Here is a 16,647-nt window from a genome sequence, read left to right on the forward strand (position 1 = left end):
GTTCACCGGCGTACTCCCATCCGGCGCCGCCACAGCGCCCGCGATCTGGCCTGGCTGCTCTCGCCGAGGAGGGCCGCCGTCCGTTCTCCGGTCAGGTTGGTGCGGTCGGCGGCGACGCGGTCGTACGCGTCTTCGCGCACCGCGCTGTGCGCCAGGCCGCGCCCGCCGAGCACCACCCGGTCCTCGCGGAAACCCGCCAGGGCGGCGGCGTAGCTGGCCAGCAGCCCGTCGGCGGTGTGCGCCCAGGAGAAATTGGCGGCGTGCGTGACGGCTCGCTCGCTCATCCGGCGCAGCTCGCCGGGGTCGTTCAGCAGGTGACGCAGCGCATTCGCCCAGTCGGCGGTGCGGTGCCCCGGGACGAGCAGGCCCGACTCGGCGTGCCGTACCGCCGTGCCGAGGCCGCCGACGTCGGCGGCCAGCACCGGGGTGCCGCTGGCCTGCGCCTCGATCGCGACCAAGCCGAAGGACTCGTTGTAACTCGGCACCGCGACCAGGTCGGCGGCGCGATAGACCAGCACCAGCCGCTCGGGCGGCTGCGGCGGCAGGAAGCTGACCCGCTCGGCGATGCCCAATTCGGCTGCCAGCTCGATCAGCGCGTGGGGCCGCTCCAGTCCGGTGCCGGAGGGACCGCCGACGATCAGCACGCGCAGCGCGCGCTCCGGATCGGCGCGCAACACCTCCGCCGCCGCGCGCACCAGCACATCGGGCGCTTTCAGCGGCTGGATCCGGCCGACGAACGCGACGATCTGCTCGTCGGCGGCCAACCCCAGCGCGGCGCGGGCGGCGGCCTTGTCACCCGGGCGGTAGCGGGTCAGATCGGCGCCCGGCGGCACGACGTCGATGCGCTCGGGGTCGGCGCCGTAGAGCTCGACGAGCTGGCGCGCCTCCTCGGCCGTATTGGCGACGAGCCGATCGGATTCGGCGATCACCTGCTTCTCACCGATCTCGCGGGTCGCCGGTTCGGGGCAGTCGCCATCGGCGAGCGCGGCGTTCTTCACCGCCGCCAACGTGTGCGCGGTGTGTACCAGCGGCACCCGCCACCGATCCCTGGCCAGCCAGCCGACCTGGCCGGACAGCCAGTAGTGCGAGTGCACCAGGTCGTAATGGCCGGGCAGATGCCGGGCCTCCTGACGCAGCACTTCCGCGGTGAAAGGACACAGCTGGGTGGGCAGATCGTGTTTGTCCAGTCCCTCGAACGGACCCGCCACCACGTTGCGCACCAGCACGCCGGGCGCCGCCTCTTGGACGGGCGGGACGTTCGAGGAGGTGGCCCGAGTGAAGATCTCCACTTCGGTGCCGCGCCGGGCCAGCTCGACGGCCGTTTGCAGGACATAGACGTTCATGCCGCCCGCGTCACCGGTGCCCGGCTGAGCGAGTGGTGAGGTGTGCACCGATAACACGGCGATACGGTTCGGCCGTAGGTCCAGGCGCTGACTCACACTATCCATAGTGCACGTTGCGTTCCCCGGCCCAGACACGCTATCCGCGGCAAGTGAGAGCTATCACAGGGCGGACATGACACCGATCACAGGCTCTCGGCGAACGCGCTCACCTCGGTGACGAACCGGACACGATCCTCGATGAACAGGCCGTGCTGGGCGCCTTCCCAGAACGACACCCGCGCGTCCGGGGCGGTGTCCGCGATGTAGCGGCCGTTCTCGATCGGCACGACCTGGTCGGCCGTACCGTGCAGGACCAGCACCGGAACGTCCAGCCCGCGCAGGGTCCCGGTGTTGTCGACGGTCCGGTAGAACAGCGCTTTGCGCACCGCGGGCGGGGTGGCGAGGCTGGCTCCGAACAGGCGCTGCGCGTCCGGCCCCTTGTCCGCGCCTGGACCGGTGTTGGCGTTGCCGAACGCACCGAACGCGCGCACGGCCCGCCCCGCGCTCTCCTCGAAGACGCCCGGTATCGCCTCCCGCATCCGGTCGCCGGTCGCCGCGCCCGGCACGCCGGGACCGATGTTCGCCATCGAGCCGGTGTAGACCACACCCGCGACGGCGTCCGTGCCGTAGACGGTCAGGTAATCGGACAGCACGATTCCGCCGTAGGACCAGCCGAGCAGCACCGCACCGGAGTCGATGCCCTCGGCCGACAGCACCGCCGCGACGTCGGCCGCCCAGTTCTTCGGATCGTCGTATCCCGCCGCGGGCGCGTCGGAGTAACCGTGGCCGCGCAGGTCGACGGCGATCACCCGGAAGCGCGCGGCCAGATCGTCGGCGGCCGCGCCCCAGCAGCGCAGATTCGCCGACCAGCCGTGCAGCAGCACCAGCGGGCGGGCAGACGCCGGACCGCTCACCCGGTAGACGATGTTCGTTCCGTCCGCGCTCACCACGTCCCGAATAGGCATGCCCTTCAGGCTAGCCGCGCGCCCGGTGACCGCTCGGGCCCGGCAAACCTCGCGCACCTAGGATCTACCGGCATGAGCACTCGCACCGCCGTCGTCACCGGAGCCAGCTCGGGCATCGGAGAGGCCACCGCCCGGGAGCTGGCGAAGCAGGGCTGTCATGTCTACCTCGGCGCGCGAAGGCTCGATCGGCTGCGCCGCCTCGCCGACGAGATCGGCGGCACCGCGCTGGAACTCGACGTCACGTCCGACGAGTCGGTGCGATCGTTCACCGAGGCGGTCGAGCGCGTCGACGTGCTGGTCAACAACGCGGGCGGGGCCAAGGGCTTGGCGCCGGTGGCCGAGGCCGACCTGGACGACTGGCGGTGGATGTGGGAGACCAACGTGCTCGGCACGCTGCGCGTCACCAAAGCCCTGCTGCCCAAGCTGATCGCCTCCGGCGACGGTTTGATCGTCACCGTCACGTCGGTGGCCGCGTTCACCGCCTACGACAACGGCTCCGGCTACACCTCCGCCAAGCACGCGCAGGCCGTGCTGCACCGCACCCTGCGCGGCGAGTTGCTCGGGCAGCCGGTGCGGCTGACCGAAATCGCGCCCGGGGCAGTGGAAACCGAGTTCTCGCTGGTGCGCTTCGGCGGCGACGCCGAGCGGGCGGCCAAGGTGTACGAAGGCATCGACCCGCTGGTCGCCCAGGACATCGCGGAGGTCATCGGCTTCGTCGCGTCCCGGCCCGCGCACGTCAACCTGGATCAGATCGTCATCAAGCCGCGCGACCAGGCGGACGCGGGCCGGTTCGCCCGTCGCACCTGACGTTTTCATAGCCGAAGCGAATCACTCGATATACGTGGCTGGCCCGGCCGCGAATTGGCCAGACTTCGCCGATCGGCCCGAGCCGTTAGCATCCCAGACGCCACAAGACATCGGATGGGAGTGGTTCGGCTCATGTTCAAGGGCTTCAAAGAGTTCCTGATGCGGGGGAACGTCATCGACCTCGCGGTCGCCGTCGTGATGGGCACCGCGTTCACCGCCGTGGTGACCTCGGTGACGAAAGGCCTCATCAATCCGCTGCTCGCGGTCTTCGGTAGCACCCATGAATTGGGCCTCGGCGTGCAGTTGATCGGCTCCAAACCCGCCACTTTCATCGCGTTCGGCCCGATCATCACGGCGGTCATCGATTTCATCATGGTCGCCGGGGTGCTGTATTTCGCGCTGATGCTGCCGATGAAGACCATCAAGAACCGCTTCGGCACCACCAAGGCCGCCGAGCCAACCGAGACCGAGCTGCTGATCGAGATCCGCGACCTGCTCGCCGAGCGGCACGACGCGGTTCGCGCCCAACGCGCCGCCGATCGCGAAGTCGAAGAGCAGGACGCGAACGCCCGCTAGCTCTGGTCAGCGGGCGCCGGCGGGCTGCGGAGGCACGGGCGTCGCCGAGACCACGGCCGAGGGGGCGCCCCGCAACGCCGACATGGTCTTCCAGGTGTTCCAGTCGATGGTCCAGTCGTAGAGGTCGCCGTCCGCGGCCGAGAGCGGGATCGCGGTTCCGGTCACCTCGACCGGGTCGCCGTACAGGGCCGTGGGGAAATAGGCCTGGGCATCGGCGGGCGACAGATTGATGCACCCGTTGGTGACATTCGCCGAACCCTGCGCCGACAGCGATTCCGGGTTGGCGTGGATGAATTCGCCGTTGTTCGAGATGCGTACCGCCCAGCGTTCGCGGACATTGGTGTAGTACGGCGGATTCGACATCATGAAGTCCTCGTATTTCTCGGTGACCACGTGGATGCCGGAGCGGGTGACATTGCGCGGCTCGTTGCCCTCGCCATAGCTGACCGCGAAATCGAACAACGTTCGCCCGTCACGGATCACCTGCATGCGGTGACTCGGGGCGTTCGCCTTGACGATCTGGCTGCGGCCGATGCGAAAATCCGAGGTCAGATCGGAGTAGCCGTAATTGCCGCCGCCCAGGTCGAGTCCGTAGAGCCGAGCCGAGACATGCACGCTCGTGCCCGGCGTCCAGTACTTCTCGGGACGCCAGTGCAGCCGCGAGCCGCCGTCGTCCGGGAACCAGGCCCACGCGCCCTCGGTGGGCGGGTCGGTGGTGACCGTGAGCGCCCGCTCCACCGCCGCCTTGTTCACGACGGAGGACTTGAATTGCAGGATGATCGGCGCCGCGATGCCGACTTCCTGGTTGTCACCGATGTTCAGGGTCGCGGGGACGGTGTTCGCGGGCGCGAGCGTGCGGAAGGATCCGTCGATCGGGATCGGCTTGCCGTCGGTCCCGACTGCGGTGCCCGACCAGGTGTAGGTGGCGTCGTAGCCGAGCGGCTCGGTGATGGTGTAGCCGCGCCGGTCGGGTGAGAGTTCGCCGCGGACCTGCTTGCCCGCGGCATTGGTCAGCGCGACCTGATCGATCGTGCCGTCGCTGATCGTCACCGACACCGGAGCGGTCGGATTGACGTTCGTGGCGTCGTCGGCAGGGGTCAACGTCACCTCGGCGATCGGACCGGAGCCGGTGCCCGGCCCGCCCGAGTCGCGGTCTGCCGTGCAGCCTGCCGCGAAGGCGACGACCACCAGCAGGACGGCCGACACCACGGCAACCGATCGGCGGATCATCGGGCGGTGGTTCACCGCATCGAATCTACGCGCGGCGCGCGGTCGGATCCGTCGCCGCAGCGTGTGGTGTCCACCTCAGCCGATCACAACGTGACGCCGACGGTGACCGGTTCCGGTTCCAGACGGATTCCGAAGCGCTCGGCGACGCCGTCGCGCACCGTCCTGGCCAGCGCGACCAGATCGGCCGCACTGGCCGCGCCCCGATTCGTCAGTGCCAGGGTGTGTTTGGTCGACAGCCGGGCGGGCGCCCCGGCGCCGGGGAAGCCCTTGGCGAAACCCGCCCGCTCGATCAGCCAGCCCGCGGAGAATTTGACCCCCTCCGGCGCGGGGTAGGTCGGAATCGTGACCTCGCCCACGTGAGCGGCGATCGCGGCGCGTACCTGCGCCACCCGCTCCGGCGCGACCACCGGGTTGGTGAAGAACGAACCCGCGCTCCAGGTGTCGTGATCGGCCGGATCGAGCACCATGCCCTTGCCCGCGCGCAGCCGCAGTACCGCGTCCCTGACCTGTCCCGCGGGCCGGGACTCGCCGGGCTCGGCGCCCAGCGCCGAGGCCAGTTCGCCGTAGCGCAGCGGCACACTGGAACCGTCGGCGCGCAGCGCGAAGTCGACCGCGAGCACGACGGCGTCGTCGCGGTGCTTGAGCACGCTGGTGCGGTAGCCGAACCCGAGTTCGCCGGGCTCCACCCAGCGGATCTCCCCGGTGGCGCGGTCCAGCAGGCGCACCCTGCGCAGCAGATTCGCCACCTCCGCGCCGTAGGCGCCCACGTTCTGCACCGGCGTCGCACCCGCCGAGCCGGGGATGCCGGACAGGCACTCCAGTCCCCCGAGACCGGCGCCGACCGTCGCGCGCACCACGTCGTCCCAGTTCGCGCCCGCCTCGGCGACCACGCCGCCGTCGCCGAGTTCGACGCCCGTGGTGGCGACCCGGACCACCACACCGTCGAAGCCGTCGTCGCCGACGAGCAGATTGGAACCTCCCGCCAGCAGCAATACCGGGACACCGGCCGTGTCGAGGGCCCGCACCGTGGCGACCAAGGCTTCGGTAGTCGCACATTCCGCGACCAGTGCCGGCCCGCCCACCCGCAGCGTGGTCAGCTCTGCCAGCCGCACGTCGGGGCGCAGCCGCGCACCGGTACCCGCGAGGAGATGCGAGGGCACCATTCGTGAAGTTCGCACGCCACACGGTAGCGTGCGCGCTCACGGCTACACGCCGGCGTATTCGGCCCGCGAGCAGATCGGATGCCACCATTCGTCTCGCTCGCGCCCCACACGGTAGCGTGTGGTGCCATGGCTACACCGCTGGCGTACACGGCCCGCTACTCTTGCCCGCCCGCCGCCGTGCGCGCCGCGTTCGCGAACGACCAGTACTGGAAGGATCGCATCGCGGCGGTCGGTGGCCCCGACGCCCGGCTGGAGTCGGTCACCGTCAGCGGTGAGCAGGTGCGCATCGAGATGGTGCAAGCCATCGCCGCCGAGAAGCTGCCCGCCGCGGTCACCGCGGTGCGCCCCGGCGATCTGATCATTCCGCGCGTCGAGGACTGGACCGGCGAGCACGCCTCCTTCGAGGCACGCGTCGAGGGCGCGCCCGCCGAGGTCCGCGGCACCATCACGCTGGCCGCCGACGGCTCCGGCGCCGTCGCTACGGTCGAGGGCACCATCGAGGTCAAGATCCCGCTGTTCGGCGGCAAGATCGAGAAGGCGATCCAGGAGCACCTCACCGAGCTGCTGAAGAACGAGGCGGAGTTCACCGCCGACTGGCTCGCCGCGCACTGATCCGAGCCGGGAGCACGGGCACTGTTCGACGTCACATCGTGTGGCGCCCGCGTTCGTGTCACCTCCGCACTCCACCCGCCCGGCGAGGTCGGCCCCGCCGGACCCAGTAACGTGTGAGCCCATGGCACGCCGATTGGACTACTCCGCCCGATACCCGCTGCACACCACAAAAGAGCTGTACGCGGCGCTGTCGAACCGCGATTACTGGGAAGCGCGGATGGAAGAGATGCGGAAGTACTCGCCCGGCAACCAGGTGGTCCGGCTGGAAGCCGGCGACGGCGGGATCGACATCGAACTGCATCACATCCTGCCCCGGGAGATGCTGCCGGAGATCGCCCAGACGGTCATACGCAAAGACATGGTGATCACCCGCAAGGAGACCTACAGCCCCTACGGCGCGGAGGAGATCACCGGTAAGTACTCGGCGTCCATCCCGGCGGGGCCGGGCAGCCTCGGCGGCACCATTCGCCTCTTCCCCACCGAGACCGGCTGCACGATGCGCTTCTCCTCGGAGGCGAAGGTGTTCATCCCCATGGTCGGGCCGCGCCTGGAGCAGCTGATGCTGGTGAACCTGGTCGATCTGTTCCGCGGCGAGGCCGAGTTCACAGTCCAGTGGTTGGAAGAGCAGCACCCCACCCGCTGACCAAACCGGTCGGCACCATCACCCGTGGCACCACCGCCGTCAACCGTCTCCGCCGCAGCGATCGCTGGCTGATCAACGACGAGTTCGTCGCAGACCGGCTGGCAGGCGCTCCCGATCCGCTGGTGGTCGACCTGGGGTACGGCGCGAGCCCGTGGACCACGTTCGAGCTGGCCGCACGGCTGCGCACGGTCCGCGCCGACGTGCGGGTGGTCGGGCTGGAGATCGACCCGCAGCGCGTGGTGCCCGGCCGCGACGGCGTCACCTTCGCCCGCGGCGGGTTCGAACTGGCCGGGCTGCGCCCCGTCCTGGTACGCGCCTTCAACGTCCTGCGGCAGTATCCGGAAGCGGCGGTTCCCGAGGCGTGGTCCACCGTCCTGGCCGGGCTCGCGCCGGACGGCCTGCTCGTCGACGGCACTTGCGACGAACTGGGCAGACGCTGCGCATGGGTCCTGCTCGACCGGGACGGACCGCGCTCGCTCACGCTGGCCTGGGACCCATTCACCGTCGAACGCCCTTCGGACCTGGCCGAACGCTTGCCGAAGGCGTTGATCCACCGCAACGTTCCCGGTGAGCCCATCCACGCGCTGCTCGCTGCCGCGGACCGCGCGTGGGCACGTGCCGCGCCGATGGCGCCTTTCGGTCCGCGCGTCCGGTGGCGGGCGGCGGCGCAGGCGCTACGCGAGGAAGGCTTCCCGATCCGGCACTACCGCCGCCGTCTGCGCGACAACGTGCTATCGGTGCCGTGGTCGGCGGTCGGGCCGCTGGCTACCAGCTGATCGGGCACTTCCGAACCCGCACAAGTTTCGTCACGCTACGGCCAGCGCCCGGTACAGCCGTTTCGCGGCACGCGGTGACAAGCGCGCCCCCGCGTCGGTGATCTCCTCACCCGCACAGCGGTGAATGGCGACCGCGTCGGCGACCACTTCGTTCAAGGCGTCCTGCCCGATGTCGGCCTCGGCCAGGTCGAGCACCGTGCGCACCGGTGTCGTCACCAGGAACGGGCCCGCCGATTCGAAGTCGGCGCCGGTCAGCGAGCGGCGCAGGACCACGAGCCGCGGTATCGCCGGGGCACGGCCCGCGCGCACCGACAAGTGCAGGAACCGCGGGCCCAGGCTGCCGAGTCCATGCAGTTCCGCCGCGCTCTGATGGGAGACGACCGAAGCACCGTCGAACCAGGCCGCCCACATCGCGTATTCGTCCAGCGGACCGTCCGGCCACTCGGCCAGCCGCAGCACGCCCACCCCGGCCCTGGTCACCGAACCGTCGCCGAGTCCTGCCCGCACTCGCGCCCCGCAGCCGGTGCGCAGGACCTGCCGAGTTGTGAAGAAACCGGCGTGCCGACCGGCCCAGCGGCGCAGGACACGCCATCCTTGTTCCGCGGATCCGATCGCGCGGCTTGCCGCATCGCCAGCCATGGGCACCAGGCTACGCTGGGTTTTTGTGCCTCATGTCACATTCGGACCCCTCACTGCCTCCACAGAGACGGCACAGAAAGGTCGGGAAGAATTTTCGCCATGAGTACGGACGCAAGCTCCACCTCGACGGTCAACCGGCGGGCCCTGCTGATCGCTGTGACCGTGGTAGCGATTCTGCTCGCCACGGTCCTGGTCGGCGGTGAGGCGTACGCCAGGCACAGGGTCTCGAACTGCATCAGCTCGCAGTTCGAGAAAGAGATGGGATCGAAGATCGACGTGAGCTTCGGTCCGAAGCCGATGCTGATCACCTGGATCGACGGCAAAGTGCCCACGGTGCGGGTGAACAGCAACGACACCAAGTTCGGACCCGCCGTCGGCATGGTGGTGCACTCCGTCTTCCGGGACGTCGACGTCGACGATCCGAACGGGAGCGTGATCGGCAGCTCCTCCGCCGACGTCACCTGGAGCAACGAAGGCATCAAGGAGACGCTCGGCGGGATGGTCAGCAATGTGAGTTCCTCCTCGAGCTCGGGCATGCTCACCCTGTCGGTGCTCGGCGGTCTGGCCGAACTGCAACTCAAACCGCAGATCGTGAACGGGGCGGTACAGGTGGAGACGATGTCGGCGGAGCTGCTCGGCATCGGCATGCCCGCCGACCTGGTGCAGAGCATCGTCGACATCTTCACCGAGAGCTTGCAGAGCTACCCGCTCGGCATGACGGCGACGAAACTCGAGGTCACCGACTCCGGCGTCGATGTCCAACTGGCGGGTGGACGTACCCAGCTCGAGCCCGCGAGCGACAACTCCAGCACGCGCTGCTGAAACCCACCACGGCAACGCCTCCGGATCCGGCGGCGGGCGAACCGGGTGCCCGCGAGAGCTTTTCGGCCGCCGGTCAGGCCGCGAAGCCGTCCAGCACCTCGCGCGATCTCGACAGCCCGAGCCGAGTCGCGCCCGCCGCGATCATCTCCGCCGCTGCCTCGGCTGTCCGGATACCGCCACTGGCCTTGACGCCGAGGCGTCCGCCGACTGTCTCGGCCATCAACCGCACCGCGTGCGGGCTGGCGCCGCCCGCGGGATGAAAACCCGTGGAGGTCTTCACGAAATCGGCTCCTGCCCGCTCGGCGGCCCGGCACACCCGCACGATCGCTTCGTCCGGCAGCGCGGCGGATTCGATGATCACTTTCAGCAGCGCCCGATCGCCCACCGCCTCGCGCACCGTGACGATGTCTGCGAGCACCGCCTGGTAATCACCCGCGCGGGCCGCGCCGACGTCGACGACCATGTCGACCTCGGCCGCGCCCTGGTCCACCGCGAGCCGCGCCTCGGCGCCCTTCACCAGCGAGTGATGTTTCCCCGAGGGAAATCCGGCGACCGTCGCGACCACGAGCCCCGGCGCGCGTACCGGCAGCATGGAGGGCGACACACAGATCGCGAGCACGCCCAGCGCACGCGCGTCCTCGATCAGCGTGTCGACGTCGGCGCGGGTCGCCTCCGGGGCGAGCAGGGTGTGGTCGATCATGGCGGCCACTTCGGCCCTGGTCAGCGACGCGGAACTTGCCATGGGGTGAGAGTCTGGCATACCGGAGGCGAATTGCGTTGCGCGCGTGGCGGCACTTCCCGCACACTCGTAGCTGACGGCGCATCGGAGAACGTAACGCCTGGCCTCGACTGACTAACGTGTGCGGATGGGCCCTACTTCGTTCGGGAGGAGACGACCGTGCTGATCCGTCGCGAACGCGCCGACGACGCCGCTGCGATCGCAGCGGTGCACCGCAGCGCATTCGCACCGCACTATGCCCGTGCCGAGCATGTCGAGGAGGCCGTGGTGTCCGGCAATCCCGGCAGCGCGGATCCCCCGGAGGTTGGTCTCGTCGCCCAATTGCGCAGCGACGAGGGCTGGATCCCGACGCTGTCGCTGGTGGCGATCGAGCACGACAGCGTGGTCGGACACCTGTGCCTGACCAGAGCCGCGGTCGGCCCGTTCCCCGTGCTGGCACTCGGCCCGATCGGCGTCCTCGCCGATCATCAAGGCGCGGGCATCGGCTCGGCGCTCATGCACGCGGCGCTCGGCGCCGCCGACGCGCTCGACGAACCACTGATCGGCCTGCTCGGCAGCTTGGAGCTCTACCCACGCTTCGGTTTCGTCCCCGCCGCCCGTCTCGGCATCACACCGGACGACCCAGCCTGGATCAGCCACTTCCAGGTCCGATCCCTGTCGGCCTACGACTCCCGGATCGCCGGCGAATTCCATTACGCGGAACCGTTTTACACCCTCTGACCGACCGGACGACATGGATCGTCCGCCGAGGCGACCGGTGGCGCCCACGCGGTTCGATCCGCACCCTCGACCGTGCGGCGTGCGGTTCACGCCCAGGGGTCGATGACACGCACCCCGGCAGCCTGGAACGGCGCGCAATCGCGAGTCGCCACGGCCATGTTCGCGGCACTCGCCGTCGCGGCGACATAGCCGTCAGCGGTCCCGATCCCGGCACCGGCAGCCCGTGCCGTGGCCATGAGTTCCGCGGATGCGATGGAAGCAGTCGAGTCGAATGCGAGCACTCGTCCCGCGAACAGGGGCAGCACCCGAGTTTCGAGTCGTTCGCGCAAATAGGGCGGATAAGGATGCTTCGGACCTCCCTCGGCTCGCAGGCCGCAGCGCGAAGGCGCGGCAAATCTTGTACGGCGCACCTGGGAGGATGAACGCATGAGTTCCGCTCCACCCGTTCAGGACGACCGCCGCTACGTGCTGACCCTCGGCTGCCCGGACCGGCCCGGCATCATCGCCGGGATCACGTCGTTCATCGCCGAGTTCGGCGGCTCGATCGTGGAGGCCGGATACCACTCCGATCCGGATACCGGCTGGTTCTTCACTCGCCAGGCGATCAAGGCCGCGACGGTGCCGTTCGGGATCGCGGAACTGCGTGACCGGTTCGCCGCGGTGGCGGCCGCCCTGGGTCCGGAGACCGAATGGCAACTGCTGGACTCCGGCGCGCGCCGCCGGGCGGTCCTGCTGGTCAGCAAGGACGGCCATTGCCTGCACGACCTGCTCGGACGCGCCGCCAGCGGTGAGTTGCCCGCCACCATCGAGGCGGTGATCGGCAATCACCCGGATCTTGCCGCGATGACGGAGGCGCACGGCGTGAAGTTCCATCACGTGCCGTTCCCGAAGGACCCGGCCGAACGCGGTCCCGCGTTCGAAGAGGTCCGCGCCCTGGTGGACGCGCACGACCCGCACGCGGTGGTGCTGGCCCGGTTCATGCAGGTGCTGCCCGCGCGGCTGTGCGAGCACTGGGCGGGCAAGGCGATCAACATCCACCACAGCTTCTTGCCGTCTTTCGTCGGCGCTCGCCCGTATCACCAGGCGTTCGCCCGCGGCGTGAAGCTGATCGGAGCCACCTGCCACTACGTGACCGCGGAACTGGACGCGGGCCCGATCATCGAGCAAGACGTCATCCGCATCGATCACGCCGACGAAGTGCGCGACATGGTCCGCCAAGGCCGCGACATCGAGCGGGTGGTCCTGGCGCGCGGGTTGCGCTGGCACCTGGAGGGGCGGGTCCTGGTGCACGGTCGCCGGACGGTCGTCTTCTCCTGACCTGCGCGCGAACGGAAACCCGGTAGATCAGCCCGCGAGGTCCGCGCGGGCGGGTTTGCCCACCGCGGCGAGCAGGCGCGCGAGCTCCTCGTTGAACCGCTCGTAGGCCTCGACATTGCCGAGATGGCCGGCCGGCAGCATCTGGTAGCGCACCGGACTGCCGGTCTGCCGGAGCATGTCGACGATCCGCTCGGAGTGGACCGGCGGCGTCATGTCGTCGAATTGGCCAGAGAGCACCGTCGTGGGGACCACCAGGTTGCGCGCCGACTGCCCGACATCCATCGTGGCGAGCAGGAAACCGAACTTCGAACGCACCCAGGCCGGGCACGAGCGAACGATGGCCATGCTGAAATCCAGCAGGTCGCCTTTCGCCGCGGTGCTGAGAATCTGGCGCGCGAACAGCCAGCGCACCGGCGCGACAGGCGGGAAGACGATCGGAGCGCCGAGGCCGAACCTGCCGAACAGGAACGGCAGCGGCACCTTCAATTGCAGCAGCCGCAGCGGCCGGTTCAACAGCGGCACCACCGTGGTCTCCAGGATGAGCCGGTCGGCCGCGGTATTGGTCAGCAGCACCGCCAGCGCCTGCCGCGCGACCCGCTCGGGATAGCGTCCCGCCCACGCCTGCAGGGTCATGCCGCCCAGGCTGTGGCCGACCAGCACGGCTCGCTGTCCGGGGGCGAGCGCGGCGTCGAGCACCGCGGCCAGATCGTCGGCCAGCAGGTCCGTGGTCAACTCGCTCGACCCGTATTCGCTCTCGCCGTGGCCGCGCTGATCGTAGGCGATCACTCGATAGTCGCCGGCGAACGCGTTGATCTGCGGGTTCCAGTATTCGAGGCAGCAGGTCCAGCCGTGGACCAGCACGACGACGGGACGATCCGCCGGGCCGTAGGCGTGAACTCGCAGCCGTGCCCCGTCGCCTGCCCGGACCGGCATCACCTCATGGCGCACGGTCGGGGGATTGAACGCGGCGGTCCGGTAGGTACGGGAACGCAAGTCGGCGCTGTGCGCGGCGCGCAAGCTCCGGAGCAGCCCCGGGAAGCTGGTCAACGCGGTCGGCAGCATGGCACGCATCGGACACTCCTTTGTGTTACTGATAGATACAGTAACCCCGATTCGCACCGCTTGCTAGTGCAAGCACCCTTATCCGTCGGCGAACTCGCCTCTCACCAGCGCGGACCTCGCTGCACCTCGTCCACCTTGGGCCGGACGTCGGCCAGGTAGATGCCCGTCGCGATGATGGCCGCGAAGGAAAGCAGGCCCAGACCTGCCGGGAAGAGAACGAGCACGAGCACGGCCGCCCCGAGAATCGCCAGCCAGATCGGCTTGGTCAGCTTGTCCACCGCGGTGAACGCGTCCGGACGCTGACGCACGGCGTGGATCAGCGCGAAAATCGTCGCACCGAGCGCCGCCAGCCACAGCACCAGCAGGATCATCCCGGTCAAACCGTGCACCATATTCACCCCACCCATCATAGAAGCAACGCCCCCGCACACCAGGGGTGTACGAGGGCGTCGGGCAGCCTCAGCGGCGTATCGGTCAGGCCTTCTTGGGGGCGGCCTTCTTCGCCGGAGCCTTCTTGGCGGCGGTGGCGGTGGCGGGAGCGGCCTTCTTGGCCGGAGCCTTCTTCGGCGCGCCGTTCACGACGGGAGCCGCGGCGGGCTCGGTGGTCACCTCGACGACCTCGGCCTCTACGACCGGCGCCGGATCGGCCACCTGCTCGGCCTCGGTCTCGACCTTGGCCGGGCGGCCGAGCAGTCCGTTGACGCGCTCGAGCACGTCCTCGGCGCGGCTCACCGCGTCGCCGTAGATGGTCTCGACCTTGCCGATCCGCTCCTCGACGAGGTGGTTGGCGCGCAGCCGGTCGATGGCTTCCTCACCGCGGACGGCGAGGTCGGCGTAGATGTCGAGCGCCTGCCGGTAGTACCTCTCGGCCAGCGTGCGCAGCTCCTCGGCGGTGAACTTCTCGCGCAGCTCGGCGAGGTCCTCCGGGAGTTCCGACGGCAGCCCGGACAGCCGCTCGCGCAGCGACTCGAACTGCGCCTGCACGTCGGCGGGGACGTTGGCGAAGCGCTCGCGCGCCTCCTCCACCCGGGCCTGCACCTCGGTGGCGACCGCACGCTCGCGCACCTGCGCGACGACGTCGTTGACGGCGGTGTAGAGGGCGTCACCCGCGCCGACGGTGGCGAGTAAGGGCTTGGTGACGGTGGCGTTCTTCTCGGTCATTGTGTTTCGTTCTCCTGGCGTGGCGGAGTGTCGGTTGTCGTACGCGGAACGTCGCTGTCCCATACGTCCCCCCCTGCCTCGTTTCCTCCGTTTTCCCGGCGAAACGATTCATAGATGTCCAGCAGCACCTGCTTCTGCCGCTCACTGATGAACGTGTCGGCGAGCAGTGCGTCCCGGACCGGACTGTGCGGCCGCTGCTCGAGATAGCCAGCCCGTACGTACAAGACCTCCGAGGAGACCCGCAGCGCCTTCGCGATCTGCGTGAGCACTTCGGCGGACGGGTTACGCAGTCCGCGCTCGATCTGACTGAGGTACGGATTGCTCACCCCCGCCAGCTGGGCGAGCTGACGTAGCGAGACTTGCGCGGCCTCGCGCTGCGCCCTGATGAAGCCTCCGATGTCGTGCGCCGCACTGACGACGCGCCCTCCTCGTTCGCCGACGCCGGACGAGTGCTCGTCCGATCTGTCGGTGTACTCGGCGGAAACCTCGGGCTGGTCTGCCATCACTCACCTTCTGGCGGTTTGTACGGGTTCGATTCTAGGTCAGGGTGCTAGCTATTGCAAGCAGTCTGCTAGCAGCGACTGGGCAAACGTTCCGCGTGCCGTGGATCAACCGCCGAACATCAGATGCGAAATCGTGTAGATCGCCAGTCCGGCAAGCGAACCGACGACAGTTCCGTTGATGCGGATGAATTGCAGATCCCGGCCGACCTGCAATTCGATCTTCTTGCTCGCTTCGTCGGCATCCCACCGGGCAACCGTGTCGGTGACCAGGGTGCTGATCTCACCCGCATAGTTTTCCACCAAGTAGCGAGCGCCGCGGTCGATCCAGCCGTCGACGTTGGCGCGCAGGTCCGCGTCGTCGCGCAATCGCTCCCCGAGCTGCTGGACGTTCTCGGCGACCTTGCGCCGCAACGTGCTGCCCGGATCGTCGGCGGATTCCAGGATCAGCCGCTTCGCCGCGCGCCAAGTGGCCGAGGCCAAACCGGTGATCTCCTCGCGACCCATGATCTGCGCCTTGATGCGTTCGGCCTTCTTGATCATGGCGTCGTCATATTGCAGGTCCTCGGCGAATTCCTCCAGGAAGCGATTCGCGGCGAGGCGGACTTCGTGCTCCGGATTCGAGCGGACTTTCCAGGTGAACTCGACCAGTTCCCGGTAGATCCGCTCGGAAAGCAGGATGTTGACGAATTTCGGAGCCCACTGCGGCGCGTCCCGCAACACGATCCGGTCGATGGTCTCCTGCGAGCCGAGCGCCCACTGGTGCGCGCGCTCGGCGAGCAGGTCCAGCAGCGCCAGCTGCCGGTTGTCGGCGAGCAGTTCCGCCAGCACCCGCCCGATCGGCGGACCCCACAGCGGCTCGGCGATCCGCTTGACGATCGTGTTGTCGATGACCTGCTCGACATCCTCGTCGCGCAGCACGCCGACGACGGCCCGCAGGATCGTCGAACTCTCCTGCGCCACCCGCGCGGCATGACCGGGATCGGCCATCCAGCGCCCTACCCGCCAGGAGATCTGCGCTGAGTTCACCTTGGCCGACACCACTTCCGGCGCCAGGAAATTCGTGCCGACGAAACTACCGAGACTGGCGCCGAGCTGGTCTTTCTTTCGCCGGATGATCGCCGTGTGCGGAATCGGCAGGCCGAGCGGATGACGGAACAGAGCGGTCACCGCGAACCAGTCCGCCAGCGCGCCGACCATGCCCGCCTCCGAGGCAGCCCGCAGATAGCCGACCCAGTCGCCACCCGCCCCGCGCGATTCGGTCCAGCGGCAGAACAGATAGATCGCGGTGGCCGAGGCGAGCAGGCCGGTCGCGAGCGCCTTCATCCGCCAGAGGTCGCGACGCTTGGCGGCCTCGTCGAGCACGGCGTCGAAGCCGAAGGACGCGGCGGCAGGCGCGGCGGGGGCGTCCAGCACCGCGGTGTTGCCGGGGGCTTTCTCCATGCCTCCCATTCTGCTGTGCGCGGCGAAGTAGGCGAGCGGGCGAGCGGATCTCGACACGCCAGACGCGCCCGACGCTGTGGTTCGTACCGC

Annotated in this window: 19 protein-coding genes; 8 read left to right on the forward strand and 11 right to left on the reverse strand. The window is 69.1% G+C overall.

The window, feature by feature from the left end; all coding sequences use genetic code 11:
* Positions 1 to 2: 2 nt before the first annotated feature.
* Positions 3 to 1,448 (reverse strand): D-inositol-3-phosphate glycosyltransferase, encoded by a 1,446-nt coding sequence (mshA, locus tag K8O92_05875; protein UAK33485.1) that lies wholly within the window; start codon positions 1,446 to 1,448, stop codon positions 3 to 5.
* A 77-nt stretch (positions 1,449 to 1,525) separates the two neighbouring features.
* Positions 1,526 to 2,347 (reverse strand): alpha/beta hydrolase, encoded by an 822-nt coding sequence (locus tag K8O92_05880; protein UAK33486.1) that lies wholly within the window; start codon positions 2,345 to 2,347, stop codon positions 1,526 to 1,528.
* Positions 2,348 to 2,419: 72 nt separating this feature from the next.
* On the opposite strand from K8O92_05880, the gene K8O92_05885 reads away from it, so the two are divergent.
* Positions 2,420 to 3,154 carry an SDR family NAD(P)-dependent oxidoreductase gene (locus K8O92_05885; protein UAK33487.1) on the forward strand — a complete coding sequence of 245 codons (735 nt, stop codon included), beginning with the start codon at positions 2,420 to 2,422 and terminating at the stop codon, positions 3,152 to 3,154.
* Positions 3,155 to 3,286: 132 nt separating this feature from the next.
* A complete protein-coding gene (gene mscL, locus K8O92_05890; protein UAK33488.1) occupies positions 3,287 to 3,730 on the forward strand; it encodes a large conductance mechanosensitive channel protein MscL in 444 nt (147 codons plus the stop codon).
* A 6-nt stretch (positions 3,731 to 3,736) separates the two neighbouring features.
* Here the strand turns inward: mscL and K8O92_05895 are convergent, their stop codons facing one another.
* On the reverse strand, positions 3,737 to 4,960 hold the full coding sequence (locus K8O92_05895) for a L,D-transpeptidase family protein (GenBank protein UAK35467.1): 1,224 nt from the start codon (positions 4,958 to 4,960) through the stop codon (positions 3,737 to 3,739).
* 83 nt (positions 4,961 to 5,043) lie between these two features.
* The gene (locus K8O92_05900; protein ID UAK35468.1) at positions 5,044 to 6,123 is read right to left on the reverse strand and encodes a UDP-N-acetylmuramate dehydrogenase; all 1,080 of its coding nucleotides are present in this window, start codon (positions 6,121 to 6,123) and stop codon (positions 5,044 to 5,046) included.
* A gap of 126 nt (positions 6,124 to 6,249) precedes the next feature.
* On the opposite strand from K8O92_05900, the gene K8O92_05905 reads away from it, so the two are divergent.
* From K8O92_05905 to K8O92_05915, 3 genes are all read left to right on the forward strand, one after another.
* Positions 6,250 to 6,735 (forward strand): DUF2505 domain-containing protein, encoded by a 486-nt coding sequence (locus K8O92_05905; protein ID UAK33489.1) that lies wholly within the window; start codon positions 6,250 to 6,252, stop codon positions 6,733 to 6,735.
* Between the two features lie 121 nt (positions 6,736 to 6,856).
* On the forward strand, positions 6,857 to 7,378 hold the full coding sequence (locus K8O92_05910; protein ID UAK33490.1) for a DUF2505 domain-containing protein: 522 nt from the start codon (positions 6,857 to 6,859) through the stop codon (positions 7,376 to 7,378).
* Complete coding sequence (locus tag K8O92_05915; protein UAK35469.1) at positions 7,375 to 8,154, forward strand: class I SAM-dependent methyltransferase; 780 nt, start codon at positions 7,375 to 7,377, stop codon at positions 8,152 to 8,154. The genes K8O92_05910 and K8O92_05915 overlap by 4 nt, the downstream gene beginning before the upstream one ends.
* A gap of 30 nt (positions 8,155 to 8,184) precedes the next feature.
* Here the strand turns inward: K8O92_05915 and K8O92_05920 are convergent, their stop codons facing one another.
* Positions 8,185 to 8,793 (reverse strand): hypothetical protein, encoded by a 609-nt coding sequence (locus K8O92_05920; GenBank protein UAK33491.1) that lies wholly within the window; start codon positions 8,791 to 8,793, stop codon positions 8,185 to 8,187.
* A 99-nt stretch (positions 8,794 to 8,892) separates the two neighbouring features.
* Between K8O92_05920 and K8O92_05925 the strand changes: the two genes are divergently transcribed.
* Complete coding sequence (locus tag K8O92_05925) at positions 8,893 to 9,615, forward strand: DUF2993 domain-containing protein (GenBank protein ID UAK33492.1); 723 nt, start codon at positions 8,893 to 8,895, stop codon at positions 9,613 to 9,615.
* A 73-nt stretch (positions 9,616 to 9,688) separates the two neighbouring features.
* Here the strand turns inward: K8O92_05925 and deoC are convergent, their stop codons facing one another.
* On the reverse strand, positions 9,689 to 10,357 hold the full coding sequence (deoC, locus tag K8O92_05930; protein UAK33493.1) for a deoxyribose-phosphate aldolase: 669 nt from the start codon (positions 10,355 to 10,357) through the stop codon (positions 9,689 to 9,691).
* A gap of 156 nt (positions 10,358 to 10,513) precedes the next feature.
* Here deoC and K8O92_05935 point away from each other — a divergent pair, with 156 nt between their 5' ends.
* Both K8O92_05935 and purU read left to right on the forward strand, forming a co-directional pair.
* Positions 10,514 to 11,074, forward strand: coding sequence for an N-acetyltransferase (locus K8O92_05935; GenBank protein UAK33494.1), 561 nt, complete (start codon positions 10,514 to 10,516; stop codon positions 11,072 to 11,074).
* 426 nt (positions 11,075 to 11,500) lie between these two features.
* Positions 11,501 to 12,391 (forward strand): formyltetrahydrofolate deformylase, encoded by an 891-nt coding sequence (gene purU / locus K8O92_05940; protein UAK33495.1) that lies wholly within the window; start codon positions 11,501 to 11,503, stop codon positions 12,389 to 12,391.
* Between the two features lie 27 nt (positions 12,392 to 12,418).
* Here the strand turns inward: purU and K8O92_05945 are convergent, their stop codons facing one another.
* The 5 genes from K8O92_05945 to K8O92_05965 form a co-directional block, all read right to left on the reverse strand.
* On the reverse strand, positions 12,419 to 13,462 hold the full coding sequence (locus K8O92_05945; protein UAK33496.1) for an alpha/beta hydrolase: 1,044 nt from the start codon (positions 13,460 to 13,462) through the stop codon (positions 12,419 to 12,421).
* 92 nt (positions 13,463 to 13,554) lie between these two features.
* On the reverse strand, positions 13,555 to 13,863 hold the full coding sequence (locus tag K8O92_05950; protein UAK33497.1) for a DUF2516 family protein: 309 nt from the start codon (positions 13,861 to 13,863) through the stop codon (positions 13,555 to 13,557).
* Positions 13,864 to 13,927: 64 nt separating this feature from the next.
* Positions 13,928 to 14,614, reverse strand: a complete 687-nt coding sequence (locus tag K8O92_05955; protein UAK33498.1) for a heparin-binding hemagglutinin — start codon at positions 14,612 to 14,614, stop codon at positions 13,928 to 13,930.
* A complete protein-coding gene (locus K8O92_05960) occupies positions 14,611 to 15,012 on the reverse strand; it encodes a helix-turn-helix domain-containing protein (GenBank protein UAK35470.1) in 402 nt (133 codons plus the stop codon). The genes K8O92_05955 and K8O92_05960 overlap by 4 nt, the downstream gene beginning before the upstream one ends.
* 210 nt (positions 15,013 to 15,222) lie before the next feature.
* Positions 15,223 to 16,557: a DUF445 family protein gene (locus K8O92_05965; GenBank protein UAK33499.1), complete on the reverse strand. Its 1,335-nt coding sequence runs from the start codon at positions 16,555 to 16,557 to the stop codon at positions 15,223 to 15,225.
* Positions 16,558 to 16,647: the final 90 nt, after the last annotated feature.

This window comes from Nocardia asteroides (genome assembly GCA_019930625.1).
GTDB lineage: Bacteria > Actinomycetota > Actinomycetes > Mycobacteriales > Mycobacteriaceae > Nocardia > Nocardia sputi.